The following is a 13104-nucleotide window of genomic DNA, read 5'->3' on the forward strand; positions in this document are numbered from 1 at the left end:
GTGCACATGGCAGCCCCGCACCGTCCGGCACGTGCCAGGCCAGGTAAAGCAAACCTGCTAAGCTGATCGCCATCCCAACGACCTGCCTGCCACCATGCGCACCATTGCCCAGATCCTCGAAGAAAGCACCACCATCGTCATCGTCGGCCTGTCGACCAAGCCAGACCGTGCCAGCCACGAAGTGGGCGCCTACCTGCAGCAGCACGGCTACCGCATCCTGCCAGTGAACCCCCAGTACGCCGGCGAGACGATCCTCGGCCAGCCCGTCTTCGCCACGTTGCAAGACGCTGCCGCCTCGCTCGCAGAGGGCGGCCAGCGCATCGACATCGTCGATTGCTTCCGCAGGTCGGAAGACATCGGCCCGATCGCGCGCGATGCGATCGCCGTGGGGGCAGGGTGCCTGTGGATGCAGCTCGAGATCGAGAACCAGGTTGCCGCCGATCTCGCGCGTGCTGCGGGCCTCGATGTGGTGATGAACCACTGCATCAAGATCGAGCATCGCAGCCTGCAGGCAGGCGCGTGAAAAGCGGCGCGGGGTCCTGCGCCTCGCGCTACAATCGCTGCTACTTCCACCTCGTCAATACCACGCCATGATCAAGACCATTGCCCTGCTGCTCGCCGCCACCGCTGCCGTCAGCGTCATCCCGCCCGCAAGCGCGCAGGCTGCGTCTGCTGCCTCAGCGCCGGCATTGAACAAAACGCCGGCTGCCTGCCCGGCAGTGCTCAAGCACAGCTTCAAGCGCCTGCAGGACGAAGCGCCGCAAGACCTCTGCCAGTACAGCGGCAAGGTGGTCCTGGTGGTGAATACGGCCAGCTACTGCGGCTTTACCAAGCAGTACGAAGGCCTGGAAAAGATCTACGCCAAGTATGGCAGCCGCGGCCTGGTGGTGCTGGGCTTCCCGTCGAACGACTTCGGCCAGCAGGAACCGGGCAACGCGAAAGAAATCGCGGACCTCTGCTACAACACCTACGGCGTGAAGTTCCCGATGTTTGCCAAGACGTCGGTCAAGGGGCCGGATGCCAACCCGCTGCACGCGCAGCTGATCAAGGCAACCGGCAAGGAACCGAAGTGGAACTTCACCAAGTACCTGATCGGGCGTGACGGCAAAGTGCTCGAGTATTTCCCGAGCAAAGTGACGCCGGAAGACCCGCAACTGGTCGGCCAGATCGAAAAAGCGCTGTAACCTTACTGACAGCATGGTCATTTTGATGTGGATCAACGTTTTTTTGAGCCCACATCAATAAGCTTACTTTCGTGGCGGTAATTTAAAAACGAAAGGTAAGAACAAATGACAACAATGTTGAAATCCGTAGTGGTGGCCCTGATTGCCGTGGCATCTGCACAGGCACTGGCCCAGGAATCGCCGTGGCTGGTGCGTGCACGCGCCGTCCAGATAGAGCCGGACAACAAATCAAGCCCGGTTGGCGGTGTGGGCGCGGCGGACACGATCAAGGTCAGCAACAAGACCATTCCCGAGCTGGACATCAGCTATTTCTTCACGCCGAACTTCGCGGCGGAACTGATCCTGACCTATCCGCAAAAGCACGATGTAACGCTGGCCGGCACCAGGATCGGCAGCTTCAAGCACCTGCCGCCGACGCTGAGCGCGCAATACCACTTCGCACCGGGCGCCACCTTCAATCCGTACGTGGGTGTGGGCGTGAACTACACGCGCATCTCGAGCGTCAAGCTGCTCAATGGTGCAGCTGACCTGGAAAACGACAGCTTCGGTCTGTCGCTGCAGGCTGGCGTTGATTTCCGCCTGGACGAACACTGGTCGATCAACGCCGACATCAAGCGCGTCAATATCCGCAGCGACGTGATCGTCGGCGGCGCCAATATCAGCCACCTGAAAGTCGATCCAATGCTGTTTGGGCTGGGCGTCGGTTACCGCTTCTGAAGTAGCACCGCGCGCAGCGGCCCGCGCAGCGCGTTGCAGACGACGATGTCGTCGGCCGCTTCAAGCAGCGCGCGCGTGATCACGCCTTCGCGCGCATGCCATGCGGGCGCTGCCAGAAGCACGCCCCGCATGACCCCCGGCAGCACGCCACAGCCAAGGGGCGGCGTGATCCATGTAGTACCCATGCGCACGAACACATTGCTGCGCCCACCTTCCGTCAATTCACAGCGCTCGTTGAAGAACAGTGCATCGAACGCGCCACGTGCTTCGGCCGCCTGCCAGGCCGCATCGTAGCGGCTGCGGCGGCTCGTCTTGTGGCGTAAAAAAACGTCGCTACTCGCCGTCGGCTCGTCGGCCAGCACCACCATGACCGGCTCCTGCAGCGGCGCCAGCACGCCTGACGTGATCTTCATTGTGCCGGTTGCATCGACGGCCAGGCGCATGCGGTACACACCGTCGGTCGGCAACGCCAGACAGGCGGTGTTCAGGGCCGACTGCGCAGCGCCCTGATCGAACGGAACACCGAAATAGCGGCATGATGCGTGCAAGCGCTCGAGGTGCTGTTCGACATGCCGGCAACCATGGTCGCGCGAGGCGCGCAGCGTTTCGAAGAGCGTGACATCGTTGGCCAGCCCGGTCAGAAAGCCTGCTTTCAACTGGCACTCCGCGAATTCGTCATGCGCTTCGCTATCGTGGACGATGCCGGCACCCACACCCAGTTCGCCGCGCCGTACGCCGTGCTGTACGCCATTCTCTGGCGCCGCCAGCGCCAGCGTGCGGATCGGCACGGACAGGCAGAAGTCACCGAAGGCGTGGCCCTCTGGCGCCGGATCGAACCAGCCGATCCCGCCGGTGTAGACGCCGCGCGCATCCGGTTCGAGGTCGTGGATGATTTCCATCGCGCGGCGTTTGGGTGCGCCCGTGATCGAGCCGCACGGGTACAGCGCGTCAAACACATCCACCAGCGCCGCATCGGGCTTCAGGCGCGCCTGCACCGTGGACGTCATCTGCAGCACGGCGCCGTAACGCTGCACGTCGAACAGCACGGGTGTCTGCACGCTGCCCGTGACGGCCACGCGGCCCAGGTCATTGCGCAGCAGGTCGACGATCATCAGGTTTTCGGCGCGGTTCTTGGTGTCCCGTGCCAGGTCGCGCGCGCGCGCGGCATCGATGGTGGCGTCGCCGCTGGCGCGCGCCGTGCCCTTCATCGGTCGCGCCTGCAGCATGCCGGCCTCGTGGCGCACGAACAGCTCGGGCGAGAACGACAGCAGCGCGCGGCCATCCGGCAGCGCCACCAGCGCGCCATACGGTACCGGCTGACGCGCGCGCAGGCGTGCATACAGCGCGACGAGCGGGCCAAAGGCGTCGAAGCGCAAGCGATAGGTGTAGTTGACCTGGTAGGTGTCGCCCGCTTCGATCAATGCGCGGATGCGGGTGATGGCGTCGACAAACTGCGCCTCGTCGACATTGGCCGTGATGCCGGCCACGCCGGCAATCTGGTCCGGGCCGGCGCTGCGCGTGGCGAGCCACGATGCGACCTGCTCGCCCGTCAGATGGTCGCAGTGTGAAAACAGCAGCACCTGCGCCAGCGGTCCATCCACGGCGCGCGCCGGCAGGTTCTGCAGGTGCGCGCCGAGTTCGTACGTCAGCAGCGGCACCGCATACAAACCCTGCTGCAGCGCGGCCTGCAGGGCCGCCAGCAGCGGCGGCCAGCCGCTGGCGTCATCACAGGTCAGCGTGCCGGCATGGCCGCGGTAGAGCCGCGAACGCGCTTCGTGCGTAGCGCGCGCATCGTCGAGCAGGGCAAAGACTTCACCAGTATCCATCCCCGGATTTTACGCTGCCAGCAGCAACGACAGGTGCAGCGCCGTGCCGTCCACGGGATTGGCCTTGAAGCCGCTCTTGGCAAAGCGGTGCCAGCGGCCGGTGACGTAGTTCATCAACAGGCTCGCGCGGCCGGCGACGTCGGCTTCCTGGCCGTGGCCCTGTGTGACGGCCACGCGCAAGGCCCCCTTGAATGCCAGCTCGACCTTGTCGTAAAACGCGTTCATGCGATGTTGCAGGCGTTCGTCTTCGTTGACCAGCGCGTCGCCGATCAGCACGCGCGTCATGCCCGGATTGTTCGCCGCAAAGCCCAGCAGCATCTGCACGATCGCGCGCGTCTGATCCAGCCCGCCTTCTTCGTGTTCGCTGATCTGGTTGATGACGCCGAACACCGAGGACTCGATGAACTCGATCAGCCCCTCGTACATTTGCGCCTTGCTGGCAAAGTGGCGGTACAGCGCCGCTTCGGACACGCCCAGGCGCGCGGCCAGGGCGGCAGTGGTGATTTTCTCGCCCTTGGGCTGCTCGAGCATCGCGGCCAGGGCCTGAAGGATTTGCAGCTTGCGCTGGCCGGGCTTCGTGCTTGCCATGGGATCCCTAGGAGTGGTTGATCGATTAACGCAGCCTCGACAGCCGCGCAGGAAGTTGCCGCACGGATTTTACTTTGACATTGACATAACCGGGGCATTTCAATGTCCTCGGGAGGGGGGCGGTGCCGATCGGATCGCTGATACGCAGGTATTGGGTGACCCAGACCGTACGCAGGCCCAGCTGGCGCGCGGTGCGCAAGTTGGCCAGCGTGTCTTCGACCAGGATGCAGCGCTGCGCGGCCACGCCATGCTTGCGCAAGAGGCGACGCAGCATCAGCTTGGACGGCTTGGGCCGCAACTGGCGGTGCACGTGCATGTGCTCGATCGCCACGTGGTGGGAGAAATGGTTGTGCAACTTGAGGCGACGCACGATCTCGGTCGAGTACGAGTTGGGCGCATTGGTCAGCAGGATCTTGCGGCCGGGCAGGCGGCGCAGCAGGCGCCCCAGGCCGCGCTCGAAGCGCAGCAGCTCGGCCAGCGGCCCGATATCGTGCGTCTCGCGCAGGAAGTCGGCCGGGCACACCTGGTGATGGCGCATCATGCCGAGCAGCGTGGCGCCGTAGCGCTTCCAGTACCCGACGCGCGCGGCATCGATCATCGTTTGCGTGGCGGTCTCGCCGTTCTGGCTCAGCACGCGCGCGATATAGGTGTTCATGTTGGCGCTGATCGCCGGAAAAATTGCATGCGATGCGTCGTGCAGGGTGTTGTCGAGGTCAAATAACCAGACAGGTGCGCGGGGTAGGGGAGTGGCCACGGTGCGAGGCGTTGGTAAAGCAGAGGGGAGGTGAAGCGATGGTGCCCTTTACGTGGATTGAACACGTGGCCTCTCCCTTACCAAGGGAGTGCTCTACCACTGAGCTAAAAGGGCGGTACTGGTTTTTCTGTGGCGATTGTTTCCGCCACAAAAAATTTAATGAGACCGGATCATAGTGCCAAAAGCCTGTTCGGTCAAGACTTCGAGCAGCAATGAGTGCTCGATACGGCCATCGATGATGTGAACCGTGTTCACGCCCGATTTGGCAGCATCCAGGGCCGATGAAATTTTAGGCAGCATGCCGCCCGAGATCGTGCCGTCGGCGAACATCTCGTCGATCTCGCGCGCCGACAGATCGGTGACCAGGTTGCCCGATTTATCTTGCACACCAGCGATGTTGGTCATCATGATCAGCTTTTCGGCCTTCAGGATTTCGGCGATCTTGCCGGCGACGACGTCGGCATTGATGTTGTAGGCCTGGCCGTCCTGGCCGAAGCCGATCGGCGAAATGATCGGAATGAACGCATCGTCCTGCAGCGCCTTGACGACGGCCGGGTTGATGGCGTCGATCTCGCCGACAAAGCCGATGTCGAGGAACTCGCCTGGTTTTTCCTTGTCAGGCATGGCCATACGGCGTGCGCGAATCAGGCCGCCATCCTTGCCGGTCAGGCCCACGGCCTGGCCACCGTAGTGGTTGATCAGCATGACGATGTCCTGCTGCACTTCGCCGCCCAGCACCCACTCCACCACTTCCATGGTTTCTTCGTCGGTGATGCGCATGCCCTGCACGAACGTGCCTTGCTTGCCGATTTTTTTCAGCGCGTTGTCGATCTGCGGGCCGCCGCCATGCACCACGACCGGGTTCATGCCCACCAGCTTGAGCAGGATGACGTCGCGTGCGAAGCCGTGCTTCAGGCGCTCGTCGGTCATGGCGTTGCCGCCGTATTTGATGACGATGGTCTTGCCGTGGAAATTACGGATGTACGGAAGCGCTTCGGCCAGGATCTGCGCCTTGATCGCCGGGGAGACGCCCGCGAGGTCGTTTGGTTGGTCGTCGGTAGTCAGGCTGGTCACTTGAGCGTTCATGGAGAGTCCGAAATAATTGTCGCGAGATTTTACAGCCAAATGCCATAAAAACAGCGTAAACCTTGTGGGGAGTGGGCGGTGTTATGTTGTATTTTATAGCAGCACCCACCACTCTACTCCTGCCATGCCATTCCCGCCGTTCGCCATCCATCTTCAAGGCTGTTCAGACCATGAATAGTTGCACGCGCTGCGGCGCTTCGTTCAGCTGCGCGATGGCCGATGGCGACAGCGCGCCGTGCTGGTGCACGGCATTGCCGCCGGCAGTGGCGGTGCCGCAGGAAGCAGTGGGTTGCTGGTGTCCGGCATGTCTGCGCGCCCACATTGCCGCGCAGGGCCAGCCCCCAACAGCCGCACCAAGCTGACGGCTCAGCGCTGGGTACGGAAGAAGCGCATCATTTCGCGGCTGGCGTCAGGCCCCTTGCCATCGGTATAGCTGCCGTTTGCCTGGCCACCCGACCATGCGTGGCCGGCGCCGTGTACGAGCCAGTGCTCGGCCTGCACGGTGCCATCGGTGGCCGGATACAGCGTGCGCGTGTAGGCATGGCCGTCCGGTACATTGCCCGGTTCGGTCGTGCCCGGCTGTGGCAGGTGACGAGCACCTTGTGCCACCACTTCTTCGCCATTGGCCGGATGGACCGTGGTATCGCGGTCGCCATGGAACACGATCACCGGCAGCGGCTGGTTCTCGAGCTGGCTGCGCCGGAAGTCGCCCTTCATCGCTGCCAGCGCCGACGACAGATCGTTGGCCGACGCGAACGGCAAGCCGGAATGCACGCCGACGGCGGCGTACAGGTCGGGATAGAGCGTGCCCATGATCGTGGCCATCGCGCCACCGGCCGACAGGCCGGCCACGTACACCTGGCTCGCATCGACGCTGTAGGCATCCATGATTGCCTGCGTCATGCCGGCGATCAGCGACGGTTCGCCTTCATCGCGGCGCTGGTCGACGGCGTTGAACCAGTTCCAGCAGCGCGACGGGTTGGCGCTTTTACTTTGCGCCGGGTACAGCACCAGGCAACCGACCTCTTCGGCCAGCACATTCATTCCGGTGCCGGCGGCGAAGTCGTCCGGGTCCTGCGTGCAGCCGTGCAGCATCACCACCAGCGGCGCGGGGCCGCCCGTGTAGCTCGCTGGGACGTACAGCTTGTAGTCGCGCGTACCGGCGTCGTTCGTGTGACTGCCGGCGATGAAGGTGCCGGTCAGCGGCGCGCTGGCTGTTGCTGCGGGCGCGGCAGCAGGGGCAGAGGTCGAGGCTGCTTCCGGCGCGGATGCCGAAGCGGATTCCGACGGCGTCACCGTCATCGTGAAGTCACGCATCTGTTGGCGGGCGACCCGGTGCAACGCGTTGACGTTGCTCATCGCTTGCCGCACTGCTGCGCCAGGGGTCACCGGGCCCGAGCGCCATAGCGTTCGGGTAGCGCTGCGCATCTGCGCGAGCATGAGTCGGTTGAGTTTCATGGCATTCCTTTTTTTGTGCACTGCACCAATTTCAGGCCATGAGCTTACACGAACCTTGCCGGCGTTGCCGAACGGCCCTTATATATGCTGTTGTCTTAGATACGGAACATTGATCTTCGTGATCGCATCGGGCACAAACACGTGCTCATCCGCAGGTTTCCACGTACTCCACTGCCGGCTTGATGCCCGCGCGCATGCGCTGCAGCTTGCCCTTGCTCGCTTCGAAGATAAGGGCCTTGTCCTTGCCCTGCGCGAGCGTCAGGTACTGGCCGTTTTCGTCGTATTTGTGTGGCCCGACCTTCAAACTCGGGCGATGGCGCTGCGCATCCTTCACCGACATGCGCGCCGTAATACCGGCGCTGTTGCGCACGATCCGGTTGGCGTCCGCGCGCGTGATCATGCCGTTTTCGACCATGAAGCGTACTTGTGGGTAGCGCTTGAAGGTCACCATCGAACAGGCCGGGTCAGCAGGGCGCGGCGCGGCGCGCTGGCCCAGCTGGCGCTCGACGGCGTCGAGCCGCTGGCCAAACCCGATCTTGCCGTAGCCGTCGGGAGACAGCGTCTGGCCAGAGGCGGCCGTGGACAGGCCGAACAAGCCAGCCAGGAGAACATCATGCAATTTCATGGGCACCTCGTGCAAAGTGGCGTTGCCCCAGTATAGTAAATGACGGGCAACACGCGGCACTGCGCTGCCAGCCGCGCGATAATGCCACTTTATTTTCCACCACTGCGAACGATGGCTCCCGAACTGCAAACCCCCGTACCGTCGCCCTGTATCAATATCTGCCAGATGGTCCCCGAGACGGGCCTGTGCCAGGGTTGCCTGCGCACCATCGATGAAATTGTCGCCTGGGGCACGGCCACGGACGACGCCAAACGCGCGATCTGGGCCGAGATCCGGCGCCGCGAGGGCGAGATCGACTGGCAGTAGCGATCGTTTAGAGGCAGGAATCTAGCACGGTCGTACTTTTTTCGGGGCTATAATCAGGCCCATCCTCCACCCACCACCGAGAGCTTCCATGACGATGCCCGCCGCGCTGCAAAACCTGTCCCTTCCTGTCATCGCTTCGCCGATGTTCATTGCCAGCGGGCCCGCGCTGGTGGCAGCCCAGTGCAAGGCCGGCATCGTCGGCTCGTTCCCGGCATTGAATGCCCGGCCGGCCGAGATGCTGGACGTCTGGCTGACCGACCTGCAGCGTGAACTGGCCGACTATGCGGCGGCCAACCCGGGCAAGAAAGTCGGGCCGATCGCCGTCAACCAGATCGTGCACCAGTCGAACGATCGCCTGGCGCATGACGTCGAAGTCTGCGTCAAGCACCAGATACCGATCATCATTTCGTCGCTGCGCGCACCGCCGCGCGAGATGATGGACGCCGTGCATTCATATGGCGGCATTGTGCTGCACGATATCGTCTCGATCCGCCATGCCGAAAAGGCACTGGAAGCGGGCGTCGATGGCCTGATCCTGGTGGCCGCTGGCGCTGGTGGCCATGCAGGCGCCTTGTCGCCGTTTGCGCTGGTGGGCGAAATCCGCAAGATGTTCAAGGGGCCGATCGCGCTGTCCGGCTCGATTGCCACGGGCGACGCGATCCTGGCCGCGCAAGCGATGGGCGCCGACTTTGCCTACATCGGTTCGCGCTGGCTGGCGACGAAGGAATCGAACGTCAGTGACGACTACCGCGATGCGATCGTCGAATCGACGGCAGCCGACGTCGTCTACACAAACTTGTTTACCGGCGTGCACGGCAACTACCTGAAAAAATCGATCGTCGCGGCCGGGCTGGACCCGGACAACCTGCCCGAATCGGACAAGAGCAAGATGAGCTTCGGTTCGGGCAGCGCCAAGGCCTGGCGCGATATCTGGGGCGCAGGGCAGGGCGTCGGCCTGATGGACGACGTGCCGACGGTGGCCGACATGGTCGCGCGCTTGAGCGCCGAATACGTGGCGGCACGCGCGCGTTTGGCGCTTTAAAAAGCGTTCAGGCTGCCGGCGCCTCGGGCTGTTTCAAATCCTCGGGCCGGATTGTCCACAGGCCCGGCAGGTTGCGCCAGTAGCCATACACGTCCATCCCGAAGCCGACGACGAACTTGTTCGGCAGGCTCAAGCCGATCAGGTCGGCCGTGATCGGCTTGGCGCGGCCCAGGTCCTTGTCCGCAAACACCACGACCATCACTTCGGCCGCGCCCATGTCCAGCAGGCGCTGTTTGACGTGGGCCAGCGTCTCGCCTTCGTCGAGGATGTCGTCGACCAGCAGGATCGTGCGGCCCGCCACGTTCTGGCGCGGGATCACTTTCCACACCAGTTCGCCGCCACGGTCGTCGTCGCCGTAACGGCTGACGTGGATGTAGTCGAAGTCGAGCGGGAAGGCCAGTTGTGGCAGCAGCGTGCCGGTGAACACGACCGCGCCGCCCATCACGCCCAGCACGAGCGGGAACTCGGTGGCGCCTGGCGCGGCAAAGCGCGCATTGAGCTGGTCGGCGACGCTGGTGACAGCGGCCTGGACTTCAGTGGGAGTGACGATCTGCGTGGCGTTCGCCAACAGCGCGCGGGCGCGCTCATGATGAAAATCGAGCATGGGTCTCTATGTCTGGTGGATGCCGCGCCATTATGCGTGATCCCCGGGCTGGAGGGCGTTCCGGTTGGGCTGCCCCGCGTATGTCGGCGGCGCCAAATGGGGCGTATCATACGCAGCTTGGAAAACAAATCGACGCCTCCGCCCATGTCCGACGCCACCGAACAAGCCCGCACTTCTCCTGACTCTTCCCTCGATTCGCAGGCCCTCCGCGCCGAGCGGCTCGCGCAACTGCGCGCAGTCATGGCGCGCCACGGTATCGACGCCGTCATCGTGCCGTCGAGCGATCCGCACCTGTCGGAATACCTGCCCGGTCACTGGAAGGGCCGCGAATGGCTGTCCGGTTTCACGGGTTCGGTCGGCACCTTCATCGCCACCGCCAACTTCGCCGGCGTCTGGACCGACGGCCGCTACTTCACGCAGGCCGAAACCGAACTGGCCGGCACCGACATCGCGCTGATGAAGATCCCGGGTGCGGCCAGCCAGCTGCACGTCGACTGGCTCGCCGCCAACCTGGCCGCCGGCCAGACCGCTGCCGTCGATGCGCGCGTGCTGGGCCTGGCCGGCGCGCGCCTGCTGGCCGACGCGCTGCAGGCCAGGGGCGTCGTGCTGCGCACCGATCTCGATCTGCTGGACGATGTCTGGCAAGAGCGCCCGGCGCTGCCGGCCGACGCCGTATTCGAGCACCTGCCGCCGTTTGCCACCGCCACCCGCGCCGACAAGCTGCAGGCCACGCGCGCCGCGATGGAAGCGCATGGCGCCGGTTTCCACTTCGTCTCGACGCTCGACGACATCGCCTACCTGTTCAACCTGCGCGGCGCCGACGTCAGTTTCAATCCCGTGTTCCTGGCCCACGCGCTGATCGGCCGTGGCGACGCGACGCTGTTCGTCGGCGAAGGCAAGGTGCCGGCTGAGTTGCGTGCGCGTCTGGAAGCGGACGACGTGCACCTGGCGCCGTACGAGAACGCCGTGCATGCGCTCGAAGCGCTGCCCGAAGGCGCGACGCTGCTGCTCGATCCGCGCCGCGTCACGGCCGGCATGCGCGCGAGCGTGGCCAGCGGCGTGAACGTGGTCGAGGCGATCAACCCGACCACGTTTGCCAAGTCGCGCAAGCTCGATAGCGAGGCCGTCAACGTGCGCGCCACGATGGAGCAGGATGGCGCGGCGCTGTGCGAATTTTTCGCCGCGCTCGAGCCGCTGCTGGCGGACGCAAACCGTAGTGCAATCAACGAAGTCGATATCGACACGCGCATCACCGATGCCCGCGCGCGCCGCCCGAACTTCGTCAGCGCGAGTTTCTCGACCATCGCGGGCTTCAACAGCAATGGCGCGATCATGCATTACCGCGCTGAAGCCGCCACCTGCGCCACGATCGAAGGTGACGGCCTGCTGCTGATCGACTCGGGCGGCCAGTACCTGGGCGGCACCACCGACATCACGCGCGTGATCCCGGTCGGCACCCCGAGCACCGACCAGCGGCGCGATTACACGCTGGTGCTGAAAGGCCTGATCGCGCTGTCGAGCGCCCACTTCCCGCGCGGCACCCGCGCGCCAATGCTCGACGCGATCGCGCGCGCCCCGATCTGGGCTGCCGGCATCGACTACGGCCATGGCACCGGCCACGGCGTGGGCTACTTCCTGAATGTGCACGAAGGCCCGCAGACGATTTCGCCGGCCGTGCCGCCGGACCCGCACACCGCGATGGAGCCGGGCATGATCACGTCGATCGAGCCGGGCATCTATCGCCCGGGCCGCTGGGGCATCCGCATCGAAAACCTGGTGCTCAACGTGGCCGCGAACAAGACCGAATTCGGCGAATACCTGGCTTTCGAGACGCTCACCCTGTGCCCGATCGACACCCGCTGCCTCGATCGTTCGCTGCTGCGCCCTGACGAAATCGTCTGGCTCAACGACTACCACGCCACCGTGCGTGCGCGCCTGACGCCCCACGTCGAAGGCGCCGCGTTCGAGTGGCTCATGCTGCGCACGGAGGCAATCTGACATGGCAAGTTCCCGTTCCACACGCGCCAGCAGCGCGGTCGACCGTCTCAAGCAGCGCACCGGTAATCCGCTGTATTCGATGGCGCGCACCGGCGATGGCCACTTCTACCTGTCCGAAGCGCCCGGCAGCCCGCCGCTGTGCGCACCGATGGAGCTCGACGACTTCGTCACCTTCGTCAAGGGCCTGGGGCCGCAGGAGCAGCCGCGCATGAGCAAGAACGACATCGCGTTCGAAAAGCAGCTGGTGCGCAAGAAGCCGCCGGCCTGAGCGCGGCGTACCGGCCTGCTTCGCCCTCACAATATCAACGGAATTCATCCATGGACGCACAAGAAGTTCTCGATTTCTGGTTCCTGCCAGCTTCCCATCCTGACCATGGCAAGGCGCGCGCCGAGTGGTACCGCAAGGACCCCGCGTTCGACGCCGTCATTCGCGAGCGCTTTGGCGCCACGATCACGCACGCGATTGCGGGCGGCCTGCGCGAGTGGGACGAGCAGGGCGCGCGCGGCGTGCTGGCGCGCATCCTGGTGCTCGACCAGTTCACACGCAATGTGTATCGCGGCGCGCCGGAATCGTTCGCCGGCGATGTGCTGGCACTGAGCGCCGCGCGCCAGATGGTCGACGCCGGTGAGCACATGGCGCTGGCACCGCTCGAGCGTCAGTTCGTCTACATGCCGTTCGAGCATGCCGAAGACGCCGGCATGCAGCAGCTCGCGGTCGATCAGTTCACCGCGCTGGCCGCCGACCACGACGGCTTTGACGAAGTGCTCGACTACGCGCACCGCCACCGCGGCGTGATCGCGCGCTTCGGCCGCTTCCCGCACCGTAATCCGATTCTGGGCCGTGCGTCGACACCCGAAGAACTCGACTACCTGAGCAAGCCCGGCGCCGGTTTCTGACGTGACATCAACGCTGACC

General features: G+C 64.4%; 16 protein-coding genes and 1 tRNA gene. 9 read left to right on the top strand and 8 right to left on the bottom strand.

Annotation, left to right across the window (positions count from 1 at the left end; all coding sequences use genetic code 11):
• Window positions 1–94 precede the first annotated feature (94 nt).
• The 3 genes from AC56LY_RS19880 (at window position 95) to AC56LY_RS19890 (ending at window position 1901) form a co-directional block, all read left to right on the top strand.
• Window positions 95–523, top strand: a complete 429-nt coding sequence (locus tag AC56LY_RS19880; RefSeq protein WP_499582509.1) for a CoA-binding protein — start codon at window positions 95–97, stop codon at window positions 521–523.
• 67 nt (window positions 524–590) lie between these two features.
• Entirely contained in the window at window positions 591–1184 is a 594-nt protein-coding gene (locus AC56LY_RS19885; RefSeq protein WP_499582511.1) for a glutathione peroxidase, read from the top strand.
• A gap of 105 nt (window positions 1185–1289) precedes the next feature.
• On the top strand, window positions 1290–1901 hold the full coding sequence (locus AC56LY_RS19890) for an OmpW/AlkL family protein (RefSeq protein WP_499582513.1): 612 nt from the start codon (window positions 1290–1292) through the stop codon (window positions 1899–1901).
• On the opposite strand, the gene AC56LY_RS19895 is transcribed toward AC56LY_RS19890, so the two are convergent.
• The 5 genes from AC56LY_RS19895 to argB all read right to left on the bottom strand — a co-directional run bounded on the left by AC56LY_RS19895 (window position 1889) and on the right by argB (window position 6155).
• Window positions 1889–3727, bottom strand: a complete 1839-nt coding sequence (locus tag AC56LY_RS19895; RefSeq protein WP_499582515.1) for a chorismate-binding protein — start codon at window positions 3725–3727, stop codon at window positions 1889–1891. The two genes, AC56LY_RS19890 and AC56LY_RS19895, sit on opposite strands and share 13 nt — an antisense overlap.
• 9 nt (window positions 3728–3736) lie before the next feature.
• A complete protein-coding gene (slmA, locus tag AC56LY_RS19900) occupies window positions 3737–4315 on the bottom strand; it encodes a nucleoid occlusion factor SlmA (protein WP_499582517.1) in 579 nt (192 codons plus the stop codon).
• A 25-nt stretch (window positions 4316–4340) separates the two neighbouring features.
• A complete protein-coding gene (locus AC56LY_RS19905; protein WP_499582519.1) occupies window positions 4341–5069 on the bottom strand; it encodes a pyrimidine 5'-nucleotidase in 729 nt (242 codons plus the stop codon).
• 39 nt (window positions 5070–5108) lie between these two features.
• Window positions 5109–5183 (bottom strand) — tRNA-Thr (locus AC56LY_RS19910).
• Between the two features lie 42 nt (window positions 5184–5225).
• Window positions 5226–6155: an acetylglutamate kinase gene (gene argB / locus AC56LY_RS19915; protein ID WP_183554827.1), complete on the bottom strand. Its 930-nt coding sequence runs from the start codon at window positions 6153–6155 to the stop codon at window positions 5226–5228.
• Window positions 6156–6367: 212 nt separating this feature from the next.
• Here argB and AC56LY_RS19920 point away from each other — a divergent pair, with 212 nt between their 5' ends.
• Window positions 6368–6517 carry a cysteine-rich CWC family protein gene (locus AC56LY_RS19920; RefSeq protein ID WP_499583454.1) on the top strand — a complete coding sequence of 50 codons (150 nt, stop codon included), beginning with the start codon at window positions 6368–6370 and terminating at the stop codon, window positions 6515–6517.
• Between the two features lie 4 nt (window positions 6518–6521).
• On the opposite strand, the gene AC56LY_RS19925 is transcribed toward AC56LY_RS19920, so the two are convergent.
• Both AC56LY_RS19925 and AC56LY_RS19930 read right to left on the bottom strand, forming a co-directional pair.
• Complete coding sequence (locus AC56LY_RS19925; protein WP_499582521.1) at window positions 6522–7613, bottom strand: extracellular catalytic domain type 1 short-chain-length polyhydroxyalkanoate depolymerase; 1092 nt, start codon at window positions 7611–7613, stop codon at window positions 6522–6524.
• Between the two features lie 145 nt (window positions 7614–7758).
• The gene (locus tag AC56LY_RS19930) at window positions 7759–8238 is read right to left on the bottom strand and encodes a hypothetical protein (RefSeq protein WP_499582523.1); all 480 of its coding nucleotides are present in this window, start codon (window positions 8236–8238) and stop codon (window positions 7759–7761) included.
• 111 nt (window positions 8239–8349) lie between these two features.
• Here AC56LY_RS19930 and AC56LY_RS19935 point away from each other — a divergent pair, with 111 nt between their 5' ends.
• Both AC56LY_RS19935 and AC56LY_RS19940 read left to right on the top strand, forming a co-directional pair.
• The gene (locus AC56LY_RS19935) at window positions 8350–8544 is read left to right on the top strand and encodes a DUF1289 domain-containing protein (protein WP_183554821.1); all 195 of its coding nucleotides are present in this window, start codon (window positions 8350–8352) and stop codon (window positions 8542–8544) included.
• A gap of 88 nt (window positions 8545–8632) precedes the next feature.
• Window positions 8633–9586 (top strand): NAD(P)H-dependent flavin oxidoreductase, encoded by a 954-nt coding sequence (locus AC56LY_RS19940; protein WP_499582525.1) that lies wholly within the window; start codon window positions 8633–8635, stop codon window positions 9584–9586.
• A gap of 7 nt (window positions 9587–9593) precedes the next feature.
• Here AC56LY_RS19940 and AC56LY_RS19945 read toward each other — a convergent pair whose 3' ends face one another.
• Entirely contained in the window at window positions 9594–10190 is a 597-nt protein-coding gene (locus tag AC56LY_RS19945) for a hypoxanthine-guanine phosphoribosyltransferase (protein ID WP_258836942.1), read from the bottom strand.
• A 240-nt stretch (window positions 10191–10430) separates the two neighbouring features.
• On the opposite strand from AC56LY_RS19945, the gene AC56LY_RS19950 reads away from it, so the two are divergent.
• The 3 genes from AC56LY_RS19950 to AC56LY_RS19960 are packed head-to-tail and all read left to right on the top strand — an operon-like array spanning window position 10431 to window position 13085.
• Complete coding sequence (locus tag AC56LY_RS19950) at window positions 10431–12188, top strand: M24 family metallopeptidase (RefSeq protein ID WP_499583456.1); 1758 nt, start codon at window positions 10431–10433, stop codon at window positions 12186–12188.
• 1 nt (window position 12189) lies between these two features.
• On the top strand, window positions 12190–12456 hold the full coding sequence (locus tag AC56LY_RS19955; protein ID WP_183554813.1) for a hypothetical protein: 267 nt from the start codon (window positions 12190–12192) through the stop codon (window positions 12454–12456).
• A gap of 50 nt (window positions 12457–12506) precedes the next feature.
• Window positions 12507–13085, top strand: a complete 579-nt coding sequence (locus tag AC56LY_RS19960) for a DUF924 family protein (protein ID WP_499582527.1) — start codon at window positions 12507–12509, stop codon at window positions 13083–13085.
• Window positions 13086–13104 lie beyond the last annotated feature (19 nt).

Source organism: Telluria sp. ZT3P25 (assembly GCF_059685895.1).

Bases quoted from the DNA above. Each gene is read 5' to 3' on its own strand.
- AC56LY_RS19880 (WP_499582509.1), top strand. From the start codon at position 95: ATGCGCACCATTGCCCAGATCCTCGAAGAAAGCACCACCATCGTCATC.
- AC56LY_RS19885 (WP_499582511.1), top strand. From the start codon at position 591: ATGATCAAGACCATTGCCCTGCTGCTCGCCGCCACCGCTGCCGTCAGC.
- AC56LY_RS19890 (WP_499582513.1), top strand. From the start codon at position 1,290: ATGACAACAATGTTGAAATCCGTAGTGGTGGCCCTGATTGCCGTGGCA.
- AC56LY_RS19895 (WP_499582515.1), bottom strand. From the start codon at position 3,727: ATGGATACTGGTGAAGTCTTTGCCCTGCTCGACGATGCGCGCGCTACG.
- slmA (WP_499582517.1), bottom strand. From the start codon at position 4,315: ATGGCAAGCACGAAGCCCGGCCAGCGCAAGCTGCAAATCCTTCAGGCC.
- argB (WP_183554827.1), bottom strand. From the start codon at position 6,155: ATGAACGCTCAAGTGACCAGCCTGACTACCGACGACCAACCAAACGAC.
- AC56LY_RS19920 (WP_499583454.1), top strand. From the start codon at position 6,368: ATGGCCGATGGCGACAGCGCGCCGTGCTGGTGCACGGCATTGCCGCCG.
- AC56LY_RS19925 (WP_499582521.1), bottom strand. From the start codon at position 7,613: ATGAAACTCAACCGACTCATGCTCGCGCAGATGCGCAGCGCTACCCGA.
- AC56LY_RS19930 (WP_499582523.1), bottom strand. From the start codon at position 8,238: ATGAAATTGCATGATGTTCTCCTGGCTGGCTTGTTCGGCCTGTCCACG.
- AC56LY_RS19935 (WP_183554821.1), top strand. From the start codon at position 8,350: ATGGCTCCCGAACTGCAAACCCCCGTACCGTCGCCCTGTATCAATATC.
- AC56LY_RS19940 (WP_499582525.1), top strand. From the start codon at position 8,633: ATGACGATGCCCGCCGCGCTGCAAAACCTGTCCCTTCCTGTCATCGCT.
- AC56LY_RS19945 (WP_258836942.1), bottom strand. From the start codon at position 10,190: ATGCTCGATTTTCATCATGAGCGCGCCCGCGCGCTGTTGGCGAACGCC.
- AC56LY_RS19950 (WP_499583456.1), top strand. From the start codon at position 10,431: ATGGCGCGCCACGGTATCGACGCCGTCATCGTGCCGTCGAGCGATCCG.
- AC56LY_RS19955 (WP_183554813.1), top strand. From the start codon at position 12,190: ATGGCAAGTTCCCGTTCCACACGCGCCAGCAGCGCGGTCGACCGTCTC.
- AC56LY_RS19960 (WP_499582527.1), top strand. From the start codon at position 12,507: ATGGACGCACAAGAAGTTCTCGATTTCTGGTTCCTGCCAGCTTCCCAT.